Origin of the sequence: Aestuariivita sp., from assembly GCF_021404545.1 — a bacterium.
GTDB lineage: Bacteria > Pseudomonadota > Alphaproteobacteria > Rhodobacterales > Rhodobacteraceae > Aestuariivita.
On sequence record NZ_JAAWWD010000007.1, the window covers coordinates 16,003 to 30,361 of the forward strand.

General features: G+C 61.6%; 15 protein-coding genes and 1 pseudogene. 9 read left to right on the forward strand and 7 right to left on the reverse strand.

Annotated features, from left to right (window positions below):
- Positions 1 to 53 precede the first annotated feature (53 nt).
- Positions 54 to 1,340 carry a surface lipoprotein assembly modifier gene (locus HEP69_RS04915; protein ID WP_290557425.1) on the forward strand — a complete coding sequence of 429 codons (1,287 nt, stop codon included), beginning with the start codon at positions 54 to 56 and terminating at the stop codon, positions 1,338 to 1,340.
- A 55-nt stretch (positions 1,341 to 1,395) separates the two neighbouring features.
- Here the strand turns inward: HEP69_RS04915 and HEP69_RS04920 are convergent.
- Positions 1,396 to 1,617: pseudogene (locus tag HEP69_RS04920) on the reverse strand (hypothetical protein); the annotation flags it as partial.
- Positions 1,618 to 2,072: 455 nt separating this feature from the next.
- Here HEP69_RS04920 and HEP69_RS04925 point away from each other — a divergent pair.
- A complete protein-coding gene (locus tag HEP69_RS04925; RefSeq protein WP_290557427.1) occupies positions 2,073 to 2,327 on the forward strand; it encodes a hypothetical protein in 255 nt (84 codons plus the stop codon).
- A 365-nt stretch (positions 2,328 to 2,692) separates the two neighbouring features.
- On the opposite strand, the gene ychF is transcribed toward HEP69_RS04925, so the two are convergent.
- Positions 2,693 to 3,790, reverse strand: coding sequence for a redox-regulated ATPase YchF (ychF, locus tag HEP69_RS04930; RefSeq protein WP_290557429.1), 1,098 nt, complete (start codon positions 3,788 to 3,790; stop codon positions 2,693 to 2,695).
- A gap of 151 nt (positions 3,791 to 3,941) precedes the next feature.
- Between ychF and HEP69_RS04935 the strand changes: the two genes are divergently transcribed.
- Together HEP69_RS04935 and trpA are read left to right on the forward strand one after the other, a co-directional pair.
- On the forward strand, positions 3,942 to 4,496 hold the full coding sequence (locus tag HEP69_RS04935) for an acyloxyacyl hydrolase (protein ID WP_290557431.1): 555 nt from the start codon (positions 3,942 to 3,944) through the stop codon (positions 4,494 to 4,496).
- Between the two features lie 54 nt (positions 4,497 to 4,550).
- Positions 4,551 to 5,342 (forward strand): tryptophan synthase subunit alpha, encoded by a 792-nt coding sequence (trpA, locus tag HEP69_RS04940; RefSeq protein ID WP_290557433.1) that lies wholly within the window; start codon positions 4,551 to 4,553, stop codon positions 5,340 to 5,342.
- Here the strand turns inward: trpA and HEP69_RS04945 are convergent.
- The 3 genes from HEP69_RS04945 to HEP69_RS04955 form a co-directional block, all read right to left on the reverse strand.
- On the reverse strand, positions 5,330 to 5,773 hold the full coding sequence (locus tag HEP69_RS04945) for a MaoC family dehydratase (protein ID WP_290557435.1): 444 nt from the start codon (positions 5,771 to 5,773) through the stop codon (positions 5,330 to 5,332). The genes trpA and HEP69_RS04945 overlap by 13 nt on opposite strands.
- Positions 5,774 to 5,927: 154 nt before the next feature.
- Entirely contained in the window at positions 5,928 to 6,419 is a 492-nt protein-coding gene (locus HEP69_RS04950) for a MarR family transcriptional regulator (protein ID WP_290557437.1), read from the reverse strand.
- On the reverse strand, positions 6,412 to 7,548 hold the full coding sequence (locus tag HEP69_RS04955; protein WP_290557439.1) for a twin-arginine translocation pathway signal protein: 1,137 nt from the start codon (positions 7,546 to 7,548) through the stop codon (positions 6,412 to 6,414). Before HEP69_RS04955 ends, HEP69_RS04950 begins: the two co-directional genes overlap by 8 nt.
- A 136-nt stretch (positions 7,549 to 7,684) precedes the next feature.
- Here HEP69_RS04955 and HEP69_RS04960 point away from each other — a divergent pair, with 136 nt between their 5' ends.
- Both HEP69_RS04960 and HEP69_RS04965 read left to right on the forward strand, forming a co-directional pair.
- Positions 7,685 to 8,851: an alpha-hydroxy acid oxidase gene (locus HEP69_RS04960; protein WP_290557441.1), complete on the forward strand. Its 1,167-nt coding sequence runs from the start codon at positions 7,685 to 7,687 to the stop codon at positions 8,849 to 8,851.
- A 22-nt stretch (positions 8,852 to 8,873) separates the two neighbouring features.
- Entirely contained in the window at positions 8,874 to 9,500 is a 627-nt protein-coding gene (locus HEP69_RS04965) for a hypothetical protein (protein ID WP_290557443.1), read from the forward strand.
- Here the strand turns inward: HEP69_RS04965 and HEP69_RS04970 are convergent.
- Positions 9,495 to 10,634: an MFS transporter gene (locus tag HEP69_RS04970; RefSeq protein WP_290557445.1), complete on the reverse strand. Its 1,140-nt coding sequence runs from the start codon at positions 10,632 to 10,634 to the stop codon at positions 9,495 to 9,497. The two genes, HEP69_RS04965 and HEP69_RS04970, sit on opposite strands and share 6 nt — an antisense overlap.
- 94 nt (positions 10,635 to 10,728) lie before the next feature.
- On the opposite strand from HEP69_RS04970, the gene HEP69_RS04975 reads away from it, so the two are divergent.
- The gene (locus HEP69_RS04975) at positions 10,729 to 12,168 is read left to right on the forward strand and encodes an MFS transporter (protein ID WP_290557447.1); all 1,440 of its coding nucleotides are present in this window, start codon (positions 10,729 to 10,731) and stop codon (positions 12,166 to 12,168) included.
- 81 nt (positions 12,169 to 12,249) lie between these two features.
- Positions 12,250 to 12,894 (forward strand): 50S ribosomal protein L25/general stress protein Ctc, encoded by a 645-nt coding sequence (locus HEP69_RS04980; protein WP_290557449.1) that lies wholly within the window; start codon positions 12,250 to 12,252, stop codon positions 12,892 to 12,894.
- A gap of 295 nt (positions 12,895 to 13,189) precedes the next feature.
- On the opposite strand, the gene HEP69_RS04985 is transcribed toward HEP69_RS04980, so the two are convergent.
- The gene (locus HEP69_RS04985) at positions 13,190 to 13,501 is read right to left on the reverse strand and encodes an antibiotic biosynthesis monooxygenase (protein ID WP_290557451.1); all 312 of its coding nucleotides are present in this window, start codon (positions 13,499 to 13,501) and stop codon (positions 13,190 to 13,192) included.
- A 71-nt stretch (positions 13,502 to 13,572) separates the two neighbouring features.
- Here HEP69_RS04985 and pth point away from each other — a divergent pair, with 71 nt between their 5' ends.
- On the forward strand, positions 13,573 to 14,247 hold the full coding sequence (gene pth, locus HEP69_RS04990) for an aminoacyl-tRNA hydrolase (RefSeq protein ID WP_290557453.1): 675 nt from the start codon (positions 13,573 to 13,575) through the stop codon (positions 14,245 to 14,247).
- Positions 14,248 to 14,359 lie beyond the last annotated feature (112 nt).

A 14,359-nucleotide genomic window follows, 5' to 3' on the forward strand; every position in this document is an offset into this window, starting at 1 on the left:
CCCACGGACAACCGATCCCGATTGGTGGTCCGTGGGACATTGACAAAGGTATCGTGACCATTTCCCGGATCTTGATCGTCCTGCTATGCTTTTTCTGGTCTTCTACGGCCTGGGCGAGCCCGCTTAACACGGCAGAAGCGCTGATCGAACATCAAGACACCCAGCAAGCCATCGCTCTCTTGGAAGATTATACACCTGCCAGCGTCGCTGAGCAGGAACGTCGGCTTTGGGCATTGGCTGTGGCTTACGGTCGAGAGCAGCGCCCGCGAAAGGCGCTTCCGGTTCTGGAAAAGCTGGTGTCGCTTAATCCACGCAGTGCCACCTACAGGCTGGAACTGGCCTCGGCATTGATGGCTGCCGAACAGGATGACCGCGCGCATTACCATTTCAGCCTGTTGCGCGGATCCGTCGACGATCCCGAGACAGCCGCAGCGCTGGACGCACGGCTTGAGACGCTGAACCGGCGTAAATCCTGGCAGGGTTTTTTCAGCTTTGCTCTGACACCCGAAACCAATGCGGCGCGGCGCACGGCCGCGGACTCCATCGTGATCGGTGGCCTGCCCATTCTCATCGACCCGGCCGCGCGTGAGCAATCCGCAACCGGCGTGCGCGTCATACTGGGTGGCGCATTGCTGCCCCGGCTCGGCAAGGACACCCGCGCGCGCATCGGCCTGTCTTTCGACGGGCGGTTCTTCGGGTCCGACAAAGCGTTCGACGATGTCACAGTGACCGGCCGCCTCGGCCTTGTGACGTTCGGGGACCGGGCACGCCAGATCAGTGCAACCCTTCATACGGCACAGCGGTGGATTGATGGAAACCGCTATTCGCTCACCTCGGGCCTGACCCTGCGCTACGGTCAGCTTATCGGACAATCCGGAGCGCTTCTGATGAGCGCGCGCCTTCAACAGATCGACTATGACCGTCCAGGTCTGCGAACAGCCCGGGAAACTCGGTTGCAGATGCGCTATGCGCATAACCTGTCGCCTCGGTTTCAGCTGTATGGCAGTGGCTATGTCGAGGACAGATCAACACCAAGTGCCGCCGATGCCGGATCTACTTTGGGTCTCACCGTCGGCACGCAATACCTGTTCACAGGCGGCTTGCAAATCGGGCTTGAGGTGGAGCGAAGCCGTTTGAGCCGCGATGGTCCCCATCCGTTGTTAGGGATCCGGCGACAGGATGAGAGGTTTTACACAACACTGCGCGTGAGCAATCGCAACTGGCAGGCGCGCGGTTTCACGCCTTTGCTGGAACTCGGATTTGAACGCCAGAACTCGTCGCTAGCCCTCTATGAATATGACAACACACGGCTGTCGATTGGCCTCACCCGGGCGTTCTGACATTGCCGAGTTTTCGCAGGCGTGCCGGGTTAGGCTTGCATGGCTGCGGGTCAACTCACGGCCCAAGAAGTCCGGTTACGGCGAGTGTGCTGGCGGACAGGAAGATTTTTGGGCCTCTGCCATATCGGCTTGCGACGGTGAGGTCATGAACGCCGTCTGTCTGACAGAAGGGTCGACCCCAATCCTTAAGCCTGTCGAGCATTATCTCGATGCGTTTGCGCCTTTCGCAGCGGCGACTGTCTTACTTCACCGGCGTCTTGCGCGGCTTTCGACCAGGGCTGCGGGCGCAGACGCGGCGTCTCCAAGAACCATTGCGCGACAGCCGCTATATCGGTCCGCGCCGGGATCATTCCCTCGATCGAGCGCGAAGCGACGAGCAGGCTGAGTTCAGGCCCCGCACCAAAGAGATCGCAGAAACGCACGCGGCCTGGGTTTCGGAGCGGGCTCAGACGAGGCGGTTCAAGATGACAAACCCAAACGCCACATTGCGCGCTCCAATCGGTGATCCGTGAAAGGTTGCAACATCAAAGAATTCTGTAAATTCTTGAATTTAGATGCTTTTAAGCCAGACTGACATCACGCCACGCACGCATCGACACCCTGAGTGACAAGCGCGCACAGCGCGGTGAACAGACGTGTTTTGAAACCCGCCCCCCAAGCCCTCATGTGAGCGTCATCGATCCAAACCCGCCCCCGACAGGGCGACCCACACCGAAGACAAGGATATCTCCGATGACACGTTTCGCAATGCCTGCCGCCGCCCTTCTGATCGCAACCCTCAGCGCCGGCGCCGCCGCTGCCAGCAGCTTCCATTCGGATCGTGGATATGACGACGCACGCAGCTATGCTGTCTCCCAGTCGGTCGGCGCGGTTGCCAAAGCCGCCACCACCCTCGATCAGCGTGCCGACACATCCAAAGGATCTTTCAAAGGGTTCAACAAGAAATTCGGCTCACCGGACCGCAATTTCGAATCCGGCCGTCGCTGATCGCGCAACATCCCCACTCACCGGACAGTTACCCGCGTGCCCGTCCCACGGGCGCGCGGTTTTACGTTGCGGCAGGGCGGCGGACTTGCCGGTGTTGCTTGCCTGCTCGCCCTGGCAAAGCCTTTGCCGACAGCCATCGCGAACCGAGCCGCCCGGGCAGCAGAGGCGCGGCGCAACGATCGTGAAAGATTGAGTTTTCCGATCGTCGCGCACCTTGTCCGCCTATGCGATACTGTGGACGGATCAAACCCATCGCATCTCAGCGCAGGATCGCGCCCCGTGATCGCGCATGCAGCGCGAAAGCCAAAGACCTGTTCGGCCCGGATCGCATGCCTGTGGCATGGACAGCCGGTCAGGCCACCCGATCATGTGTTGAACAGGAAATGCAGCACGTCGCCATCCTGCACCACATAGGCTTTGCCCTCGGCCCGCATCTTGCCCGCCTCCTTGGCCGGTTGCTCGCCCCCCAGCGTGACGTAATCGTCATAGGCAATCGTTTCGGCCCGGATGAAGCCTTTCTCGAAATCGCCATGGATCACGCCGGCGGCTTGTGGTGCGGTGGCGCCAGCCGGGATCGTCCAGGCCCGCGCCTCTTTCGGTCCGGCCGTGAAATAGGTTTGCAGATCCAAAAGCGCATAGCCTGCCCGGATCAAGCGGTCGAGCCCCGGCTCGGCCAGTCCCATTTCCTCCAGAAACATCGCTGCCTCATCCGGTTCAAGCTGCGCCAGCTCTTCCTCGATCTGCGCGCTGATGATGACATGGGCATTGCCCTCGGCCGCGGCCATCTCGGCCACTGCGGCGGAATGCGCATTGCCTTGCGCGGCCTCTGCCTCCGAGACGTTGCAGACATAAAGCACTGGCTTGGTGGTCAGAAGCTGGAGCAGGCCCCAGGCCTTGGCATCCTCGGGATCCACTTCCACGGTGCGCGCGGGCTTGCCGTCTTCCAGCGCGGTCTTGGCGGCTTCCATCAAGCGCTGTTGCTGGACGGCCTCCTTGTCGCCACCGCGCACCTTGCGCACGATGTTCTGGAGGCGTTTTTCGATGGATTCCAGATCGGCCAGCATCAACTCGGTCTCGATCGTTTCGGCATCGGCCACCGGATCGACCCGCCCCTCGACATGCGTGACGTCGCCATCCTCGAAACAGCGCAGCACATGGGCAACGGCATCCACCTCGCGGATATTGGCCAGAAACTGGTTGCCCAGCCCCTCCCCTTTGGAGGCGCCTTTGACCAGCCCGGCAATATCGACAAAGGTCATCCGCGTGGGAATGATCTGCTTGGATCCCGCGATCTCCGCCAGCCGGTCCAGCCGGTGGTCGGGCACGGACACCTCGCCCACATTGGGCTCGATCGTGCAGAACGGGAAATTCGCGGCCTGTGCCGCGGCGGTCCGTGTCAGCGCATTGAACAAGGTGGACTTGCCCACATTGGGCAGCCCGACAATCCCCATCTTGAAACCCATTCGCAGCCCTTTCGCTCTGATCCGATCCGCGACGCGCTTCTATCAGCCCTGCGGCGGGGCGCAAGCCGGGCCATCCACCCCCTGGATCGGGGTGTTGCACCTCGCCATCCAAGGGACCATACTGACCCTCTTTGGATGATCGACCGCTATTATGAAACGACACTCATTTACCCGCTCCGTTCTGCTCGTCTGCCTGCTTGCGACACCTGCCGCCTCTCAAGAAATGATGCTGGGGGTGGGCCATGCCGACTATGCCCGTCAGGGCACCGATACCGGGATCCTCAGCGCGACCTACCGGCACACCCCGTTCTACCAGGGCGACAAGCTGGCCCTGTCGTTTGGCGCCCATGTCAGCGTCACCGGCGAGAGCGACGTTTATGTGGCCGCAGGGCTCTACGGGCGCTGGGCCTGGCCCTCGGGATGGTTTGTCGATCTCAGCCTGATGCCCGGGCTCTACGATGCGGCCTCACCCGGCAACGATCTGGGCACAACACTCAATTTCCGCTCGCTCTTGGGTGTCGGCTATCGGTTCGAAAACGAGCGGATCCTTTCGGTGGCCGTTTCTCACAAGTCAAATGCGGGCATTGATACGTTCAACCCCGGTGTCGATGCGCTGCTGGTCCGGTATCATGTCCCACTCAAACACGCCCGTCGGACCCGGGCGCGGCGCCAAAAAATCACCAGGCCCTGGCCGAAGTCGCATTGATTTCCCCCCGACCATTTGGCAGGACGGCACGATCCCATCAGGACGAGGCCGCCCATGACCCGCATCGACACCAAATTCGCTGATCTCAAGGCACGCAACAAAAAGGCCTTTGTCGCCTATGTCATGGCGGGCGACCCCGACCTGGCTACCTCGCTGGAGCTGGTCAAAGGCCTGCCAGAGGCCGGTGTCGACATTATCGAACTTGGCCTGCCTTTCACAGACCCCATGGCCGACGGACCCACGATCCAGCGCGCGGGCCAACGCGCCCTCGAAGGCGGTATGACCCTTGCCAAGACGCTGGAAATGGTGCGCGATTTCCGCCAGAGCGATGACAGCACGCCCATCGTATTGATGGGCTATTACAACCCGATCTACAGCCGCGGCGTCGACCGCTTTCTGGCCGAAGCGAAAAAGGCCGGGATCGACGGGTTGATCATCGTCGACCTGCCCCCCGAAGAAGATGCCGAGCTGTGTCTTCCCGCGCAGGAGGCAGGCCTCAATTTCATCCGCTTGGCCACGCCGACTACCGACGACAAGCGCCTGCCCCGGGTGCTGCAAAACACCTCCGGCTTTGTCTACTATGTCTCGATCACCGGCATCACGGGTGCTGCCGAAGCGCAAGCCACCGATGTCGGCCCCGAAGTGGCACGCATCAAATCGCAAACCGATCTGCCGGTCATCGTGGGCTTTGGTATCACCACGCCCGAGCGCGCCAGAACCATCGCCCAGGTCGCCGATGGCGCCGTTGTGGGCTCGGCCATTGTGGCACAGATCGGCGCAGGCAAGCCGGTGAGCGATGTGCTGAACTTCGTGCGCGACCTCGCAAACGGTGCTCATACTGCCTGACGGCGCCGGAGCATATGGGTGGCCCGGTATGAGGCCACAAGTACATCGTCCTGATTGACGGTATCATATTGCAGCTCGACAAAGCCCCGGTCGGGTTTGGAGCGAGACGCGCGGGCGTCCACGACCTCGGCCCGCACGTGGATCGTATCGCCCGCATAGACCGGCTTGATCCAGCGGACAGTCTCCATGCCCGGCGACCCCATCGAGCTTTGCGACCAATCGCTCGCTTCAAGTGTGAGGTTGAATGCGGTCAGGATCGTATGGAACCCGCTGGCAATCAGCCCAACATAAGGCGAGGCGCGCGCCGCCGCCTCATCCAGGTGAAAGGGTTGCGCATCCCACTCCTGCGCAAAGACCTTGATCGCGTTGGCCGTAAGCGTCCGCGCACCTGTCTCAAAGCGAAACCCAACCGGCAAATCGTCAAAGAACATGCACATCCCCCCTGCTTCTTCTCGCTCTTAAATACGAAAAACTCCACCGCACACCAGATGCGCGGAACCACGAGAAACGCCACAGACCGGACCAGAGCGCCCATCGCACGGAATGTGCAAAAAACAAGGCATGCGCGGCACGCGCTCTGCGGGATCATCTCGCGTTGCGAAACTCGCGGTCGCGCGGGCCTTCTGCGTTGCGATGGGCATCCAGAAACACCCGCATGTCCGTCAGAACGGGCAGAATACCCAACACCCGTTCCAGATCCATGCCTGCCACCAGCTGTTGAAAATCCGGCTCCAGATCCGCAATCGTCCGATCGCGCAAGGTACGGCCCGCCTCGGTGATCCACACACATTTGCTGCGCCCGTCGTTCGGGTTGGGACGCACCTGGACCAATCCATGCTTTTGCAGGCCCGATACGGTATGCGTCATCGAGGTCTTGGGCACCTGAAACGCCCGCGCCAGCTCGACCGGTGTGCGCCCATCGGCCACCCGGATCAGATGATTGAGCACCGAGAAATGGGGCGCGATCAGCCCTTTGGGCAACCGCGCCTCCAGCAGGGTCCGGCTGAGCTGTTCGATGATCCCGATTTCGTTGAACACCTGAAACAACGCTGTCGGGTCCCCCGGGCTGTCAGACAATCTTTTCCTCCAAAGGCCAACGCGGACTTGCCCCCACTTGGGGGCCATATCCTATCCGTGCGAACATTTGCACGATCCCGCCCTCGGGCGCCAGCCTGCCGTGGATCTGGTCATAAAGCACCGCCATCTCCGGGTACTCCTGCAATGCCTGGCTCAGCGGTTGTATCCCCAGCCCCTCAGCCGTGGCCGCAAGATTCAACCGGACCCAATCGCGCCCTGCGGAGATCTGATCGGCGCGGGTGTTGCTGGTGGTCACCTGCCACAGATGTCCCATCGCCGTTTCAGCATTCGCATAGACCGCCTTGAGCCCCTCGGTATAGGCCATGCTCTCACGGTTCAATGCGGCCTCGCGAGTAAAGGTGCGGGTCAGGGCCATCGCCTCGAACATCGGGCCCGAAAAGTCGATGCCGTCTGGGTTCGCGTTCACCTCCCGGCGCCCGATGCGAAACAGATCCACACTCTCCTTATAGGTTCGCGGTGTCTCGATCTCGATCCGCAGCGCTTCGCGGCTCAGCTCCCGCAATGCACCGATATCCTGTGGGTCCACAGTTCCCGCGACCTGCGTCGCGCGTGCCGCAGCCAGGACCCGGTCCAGCACCGAGCGGTCAACCGGGCGCGCGACGTCGAAGGGCTCTTTCAGCGTCCGGCGATGCGGAACCTGCGCAAACAGCGGATCGCGCGCCGCCTCGGTCTCAACGAACCGGCACAGCGCCACGGGCCGCGCATCGAGCCGGTCCGGGGCGGATCCTTCGGGGAAAACCACCGTCTCGACCGCCAGACCCTCTTCGAGGGCCGCCATCCGCATCACTTCCAGAAAACACCCCAGCCCGATTACGATCTGACGGCTGAAGGGATCCGTATGTGGCAAAAGCCTGTCGCCGTCGACATAGAGGGCAACCTCACCCGGGGTCGCGATATCGACCTTCCAGGGTTGCCGGTTGTGCGGGTTCGGCGCCAGGATCGCAAAGCTCAGCGCGCGCAAGCGTGGGTCGTCATAACCGCCCGCCAGGCTCCAGGGCGCAATTGCGGCCTGCGGTGTGCGGGTGACGGCGATCGCGGCCGCAGAGGTTGCAGCCAGGATCGTGCCCCCGCCGATCAGGGCGAGGGTCTTGCGACGGGACAGCGTCATGAGTGTGCTCCATTATAAAATACGATATCGAACTATCTAGCGTGATATTGGATTTCTTTCAAGTGGGGAAAATGTGCCCCATTGAGAATCCGGGCCGACATTGGTAACCCAGCCTGACCAAAGGGAAGGGACCGACATGGCTGTCATCACCACCATCGAAGATCTGCGCCGTCTTTATGAACGCCGTGTCCCCCGGATGTTCTACGATTACGCTGAAAGTGGCAGCTGGACCGAGCAGACCTTCCGCGACAACAGTTCCGATTTCGACGCGATCCGCCTGCGCCAGCGCGTTGCGGTCGATATGTCGGGCCGGTCCACCAAGACCCAGATGATCGGTGAGGATGTGGCCATGCCCGTTGCCCTCGCCCCCGTGGGCCTGACCGGCATGCAGCATGCCGATGGCGAGATGAAGGCCGCGCGTGCCGCCGAAAAGTTTGGCGTGCCCTTTACGCTGTCGACCATGTCAATCAACTCGATCGAGGACGTGGCGGGATTTACCTCCAGACCCTTCTGGTTCCAGCTCTATACGATGAAAGACGAAGACTACGTCCGCCGCCTGATCCAGCGCGCCAAGGACGCAGGCTGTTCGGCGCTGGTGATCACACTCGATCTGCAAATCCTCGGTCAGCGGCACAAGGATCTCAAGAACGGCCTTTCTGCTCCGCCGAAACTCACGCCCAAGACGATTGCCAATCTGATGACCAAATGGACCTGGGGCATCGAAATGCTCAGCGCCAAGCGCCGCGAATTCGGCAATATCGTGGGCCATGTGGATGGCATCTCCGACGCGTCCTCGCTGGGCGCGTGGACCGCCGAACAGTTCGATCTGACGCTGGATTGGAACAAGGTCGGAAAACTGATTGAGATGTGGGGCGGCAAGGTCATCCTCAAGGGCATTCTGGATGCCGAGGATGCCAAAATGGCCGCCAAGCTGGGCGCCGATGCGATTGTGGTCTCAAACCATGGCGGGCGCCAGCTCGATGGGGCGCTCTCGTCAATCCGTATGTTGCCGCAGATCCTCGATGCAGTTGGCGACAGTGTCGAGGTGCATCTCGACAGTGGCATCCGGTCGGGCCAGGATGTGCTCAAGGCCGTGGCGATGGGCGCCAAGGGCACCTATATCGGGCGCGCCTTTGTTTATGGGCTGGGCGCGATGGGTCAAAAAGGCGTCACCACAGCGCTTGAGGTCATCCACAAAGAGCTCGACATCACCATGGCGCTTTGCGGAGAGCGGTCAGTGCAGGATCTGGGTCGCCATAACCTTCTGGTGCCACAGGATTTCGAAGGTCAATGGCAACAGTGAGCCGATTGACCGGGACCGGCCCATGTTGATTTTCTCGCGCCAGAACCTTGCCTATTTCGCGGTCCCGAAAACCGGGAGCACAGCGGTAGAACTGGCCCTGAAACCCAAGGCTGACATCATCTTTGCCAAGGGCCGAAAGCACACGCCGTTGATGCGGTTTGATGCCAAGATCGCGCCGTTTCTGGATGACGCGTTCGATCTGCGACCAGAGCGCGTGGCGGTGATTCGCGACCCGGTAGAGCAGCTTTCCAGCTGGTATCGTTATCGGACCCAGGCGGCGCTGCGCGGCTCGGACAACAGCACCGCCCATCTCAGTTTTGATCAATTCATTGCCGATGTGATCTCGGACGACCCACCACCCCATGCGGGCGTCGGCAGCCAGTTCCGCTTTCTGACCGCCAGCACAGGCGAGGTTCTGGTTCACAGGCTGTTTGCCTATGAACGCCAACCCGCCTTTCGCGGCTTTTTGGAAGAGCGGTTTGAGCAGGCGCTTGATTTCAAGTCGAAAAACGTCTCGCCCCAGACAGATACTCCGCTGGAGCCTGCCACCCGCACGAAACTGCGCGCAGCCCGCGCAGCGGAGTTTGCACTTTATGACCGGCTGATGGCCGCCGACGGCATGCTCACCTTTACCCCCGGTGCCTCATAGCTGCCGCGCTAAGAGCGGTATCAGGAAGACGGCCACCCCGACCATTACAACGCCCACCAACAGAAACGAGGCCGAGAGCGATGCCACTTCGGCCACGCCGCCCATGATGGCAGGTCCGAAAACAAAGGCGGCATATCCAATGGCCGAAGCGCGGGCCAAGGCTGTCACCCGCTGACGCGGCGGCACGCTGCGCCCGACGATCCCCATCGCCAGCGGCAGCACCAGGGAAATCCCGAGCCCCATAATCCCGAATCCGGCTTGTGCGACCAAAGGCGTGCCCGCCAGCGCCGCCAATACGGATCCTATGGCCGCAGTCAGACAGGCCACGATGATCAGCGTGGTATCCCGGAAGTAACGCGCCAGTTGATGCCCAAAGAGCCGCCCGATACCCATGGTCAATCCCAGGATCGCAGGTCCCATCGCCCCGGCGGTGGCATTGCCGCCCAGCTCCCGCTCGATATGAAGCGCGGACCACCCTTCCACCGCCGATTCGGTGAAAAACGCCGCCAGCACCACCAGACCGCCAATTAAAACCAGGCCCGTGGGGACGGCAGCATCGGTTTTGCCCACCTCTCCGCTTAGGTCGGCCTGGGGCGCGCGCATGAAAACACACATTGCAAGGATTATCATTGCCACCACGCCAAAGACCGTCAGCGGGCTGAACCCGGCTTCGCGCGCAAGACCGGTGGCCAGCGCTGTGCCGGCATAGGCAAACGAGAAGATCGCGTGATTGAGGCTCATGAGCGAGCGTCGTTCTGCCGCCTCCACCTCGGATGTACGGGCGTTCATCACGATATCCGATACGCCCGAAATCGCAGACAAGACCAAGAACACAAGAACAAAGCTGACAACCCCCGGTGAGATCGCCAAGAACAAGAACGACACCCCCAGGAGCGCCGAAGTAACCGAAACCGATTGCGCACCCAGCCACCGGTCCACCACGGGCGCGATCCAGACCGAGGCGATCGCACCCAGCGAGGCCAGCAGGAACACCACCCCGAACACCGCGTCCGACGCGCCGATCTGGGTTTTGATCACTGGCACTTGTGCAGCGAAACTGGCCCAGACCATGCCTTGTGCGACAAAGGCCAGCGCGGGCGCGCGCAATCCGGGAATGGGGGTCAGGAACGGCATCCGTCAGCCCATGACACAAGGGTCGAGTGCGGCGCAAGAGGGGCTGCAAAAAATCCCTTGACCTCAACCGGGCTTGAGCAATTAGGCAAGGAGCATGACCTCAGATCTCTCCTCAGATGACCACATCAGCTGGTCTGAATTCCTTGGCGCGGTGCATGTCCCCTCGCTGCTGCTGGTGTGTCTTGCCGTTTGGCTGCATGCCGCCGACAGCCTGATGGTCGCCACCATGCTGCCGTCAATCGTGGACGAGATCGGCGGGGCCGCTTTGGTGGGCTGGTCGATTGCCCTTTATGAGTTGGGCTCGATCGTTACCGGGGCGGCCTCGGCTCTCCTGGTGATGCGCCACGGGTTTCGTGCACCGATGACCGTCGCCGCGCTGATCTTTGGCACGGGCTGTCTGCTTTCGGCGCTCAGCCCGACGATGCCCTTGATGCTGAGTGGGCGCCTGCTCCAGGGCCTGGGCGGTGGCGGGTTGGTCGCCATGGGCTTTGTCGCCGTGTCGGTCCTGTTTCCCCCCCGCTATACCGCTCGGGCCATGGCTGCGATTTCCGCGCTTTGGGGCATGTCGGCCTTTACCGGCCCGTTGATCGGCGGATTGTTTGTCGAGTTCGCAAGCTGGCGCTGGGGGTTCGTCTTCTTCGGCGCACAGGCTTTTGGCCTGGCCATTTGGATCCTTCTGCGCGCACCCGTCGGTGGGCGGTCTGCGGACGCCGGGCACGCCGGTTTTCCGGCTTTACGTCTGGTCTTGCTGTTGGCGGCGGTGTTGTTCGTGGCCATTGCGGGAATCGACGTTCAGCCGTTTCAGACCACCCTTCTGATCCTTGCGGGCCTTGCGGCGTTCCTTCTGTTCCTGCATCAGGACAGCCAGGCATCGCGCGACACGCGGCTTTTGCCTGCGGCCCCGTTCGATCCCCGACGCCCCGCCGGAGCGACCCTGTCGATGATCCTGGCGCTGTCGGTCGCCACCATCGCGATCACCGCCTTCGGACCGCTGATGATGACAGCCATTCATGGCGCATCGGCCCTGATCGTTGGCTATATCGTGGCATGTTCTTCAATTGGCTGGACAGTCACGGCGCTGCTGGTCTCATCGGCGCCTGAACGGCGCGACCCGGTCTTGATCACAGCGGGCATCGCGCTTGTCGTACTGTCGATCCCTGCGTTTCTGTATGCCGTGCCCAACGGTCCGCTGTGGCTGATCGCGGTTTGCGCATTCGTGGAAGGTGGCGGCTTTGGCATGGCCTGGACCTTTATCCTGCGCCGCACAACGGCTTTGTCTCCACCCGAGGAAGCGCAACGTATCGCGGGCGCTCTGCCCACAGTTCAGCGGTTCGGTTATGCGTTGGGAGCGGCCTATATCGGCATCGTCGCCAATGCGGCCGGTTTTTTTGAGATGTCCACGCCAGAGGAGGCGCGTGATGTGGCCCAGGTCGTTTTTCTCGCCTGCCTGCCGCCCGCGCTTCTGGCCTTGCCCGGCCTGTGGGGTCTGGTGCGCGCGCGCCCCGAGCGTCTGGCGTATTCGCACTTGCAATAGGGCCGTTTCCGGTCTAGACGCGCGGCTTCATGCGGGGTGACAGCCTTGGAGGCACCCTGCCCTTATATATTGGAGAACATTATGGCTGGTGAGATTCCTGATCTCGTAGCCCTGGAACGGACGGGGACAGGCAAGGGCGCCGCTCGTCAGGCCCGCCGCGCGGGGCTGGTTCCGGGGATTGTTTTTGGCGGCGATACCGATCCGCTGCCGATCAGCATTCCGTTTAACGAGCTGTTCAAACGGCTGAAAGACGGGCGATTCAAGTCGACCCTGTTTAACATGAAGATCGACGGGCATGACGATGTCCGCGTGATCTGCCGCGATGTGCAGCGTGACGTGGTCAAGGACCTGCCGACCCACGTGGATTTCATCCGCCTGCGCCGGACCACGAAGATCAACCTCTTCATTCCGGTTGAGTTCGAAAACGAAGGCGCAGCACCCGGCCTGAAAAAAGGCGGCGTGCTGACTGTCGTGCGCCCCGAGGTTGAGCTGGTGGTGACCGCTGGCGATATCCCCGAAAAGCTGACCGTGGATCTGAGCGGGCTGGAGATCGGCGACACGATCACCATCTCCTCGATCACCTTGCCGGCCGGCTCCAAGCCGACAATCGACCGGGACTTCGTGATCGCGAACATCCAGGCACCGTCTGGCCTGCGCTCGTCCGAGAACGAAGAGGATGATGAGGCCGACACCGAGGCGGATGAAACCGCGACTGCCGAAGAGTAAGTCCCTCACACCGGTATTCGGACAAAAGGGGGCCTCCGTGGCCCCCTTTTTCGATCCCCGGCTCGCACACCTCGATAAATGAGCGGCTGCGCCGCATTCTTTTTTTACTTGTGCGCGGCCGCACGGGCCTTGGGACGCTGTCCCAATCCCTGGGAATATTTAAAGCCAGAAGAAGCACGGAACGGTGCTGTGGCGGCTTGCCGGAAAACCGCCTCAAAAGCCTGGCATGAGGTGGCAACAGAGCCTGCCCGGCGAAGGGGCACGATGATGTGCCGCGGCGCCCGCGGGCAGGTCTTCAGATCAGTTCCTGGACTGTTTCAAAGATCTCCAATGCTGGGGGCTCCAGATAGAGATCCCGGCTGCCGCCTGCGTCCTTATGGGCGGCGCGGAACGCCTCGGATTTGGTCCAGCCCTGAAAATCCGCTTCACTTTGCCAGGCTGTGTGCGAGGCATAAAGGACATGATCGTCGGCTTCGGGCCCACGCATCAGATGAAACGAGAGAAAGCCCGGCACGTCTTTGAGGTGGCTGTCGCGCTTGAGCCACAGCGCCTCGAACGCGTCAGCGGCATCGGGACGGACTTTGAACCGGTTCATTGTCAGATACATTGTGGCCTCTCTGGAGTTTCGCTCGGTTTCAGGGCATATCGGAACCATCTGAGTAAAGCACAAGGCAGGCCATGCAAATCTTTGTCGGACTTGGCAATCCAGGGCCAAAATATGCGGCCAACCGGCACAATATCGGGTTCATGGCTTTGGATCGGATCGCGCGCGATCACGGGTTTGGCCCGTGGCGTGGCAAGTTTCAGGGTCAGGTTGCAGAAGGGCGGCTGGGCGATGAGAAGGTGATGCTTCTCAAGCCCGAGACCTTCATGAACCTGTCCGGTCAATCGGTGGGCGAGGCGATGCGGTTTTATAAGCTGGAGCCTGACGACATCACTGTGTTCCATGACGAATTGGACCTTGCCCCCGGAAAGGTGCGCGTCAAGACAGGCGGCGGGCATGCGGGCCATAACGGGCTTAGATCCCTCCATGGCCATGTCGGAGAGGCCTACAGGCGTGTGCGGCTGGGGATCGGTCATCCCGGGCAGAAGGATCTTGTCTCGCATTACGTGTTGCATGATTTCGGCAAAGCCGATCAGGCCTGGCTGGACGATGTCCTGGATGGCCTCTCGGACGGGGCGGTGCATCTGGCGGCGGGAGACAGCGGCAGGTTTCTCAATGCGGTATCGCTGCGCACGGCTCCGGCCCGGTCCAGTATGTCGGCGCAGAAACACAAAGCCCCCGCCGCGCCCGACCCCGCGCCACAAGAGAGCCGCAGCCCGATGCAGCGTCTGATCGACAAGTTCCGGTGAGCCCAAACGTGCGACAGGGGCGAACACGGTCGGAACGGTGAGGCTGACGGCACGTCGGCATTGCGGGGTCGGCTCAAGAGCTTACGCTGTGAGAAATGGGCTGGAGGATGCG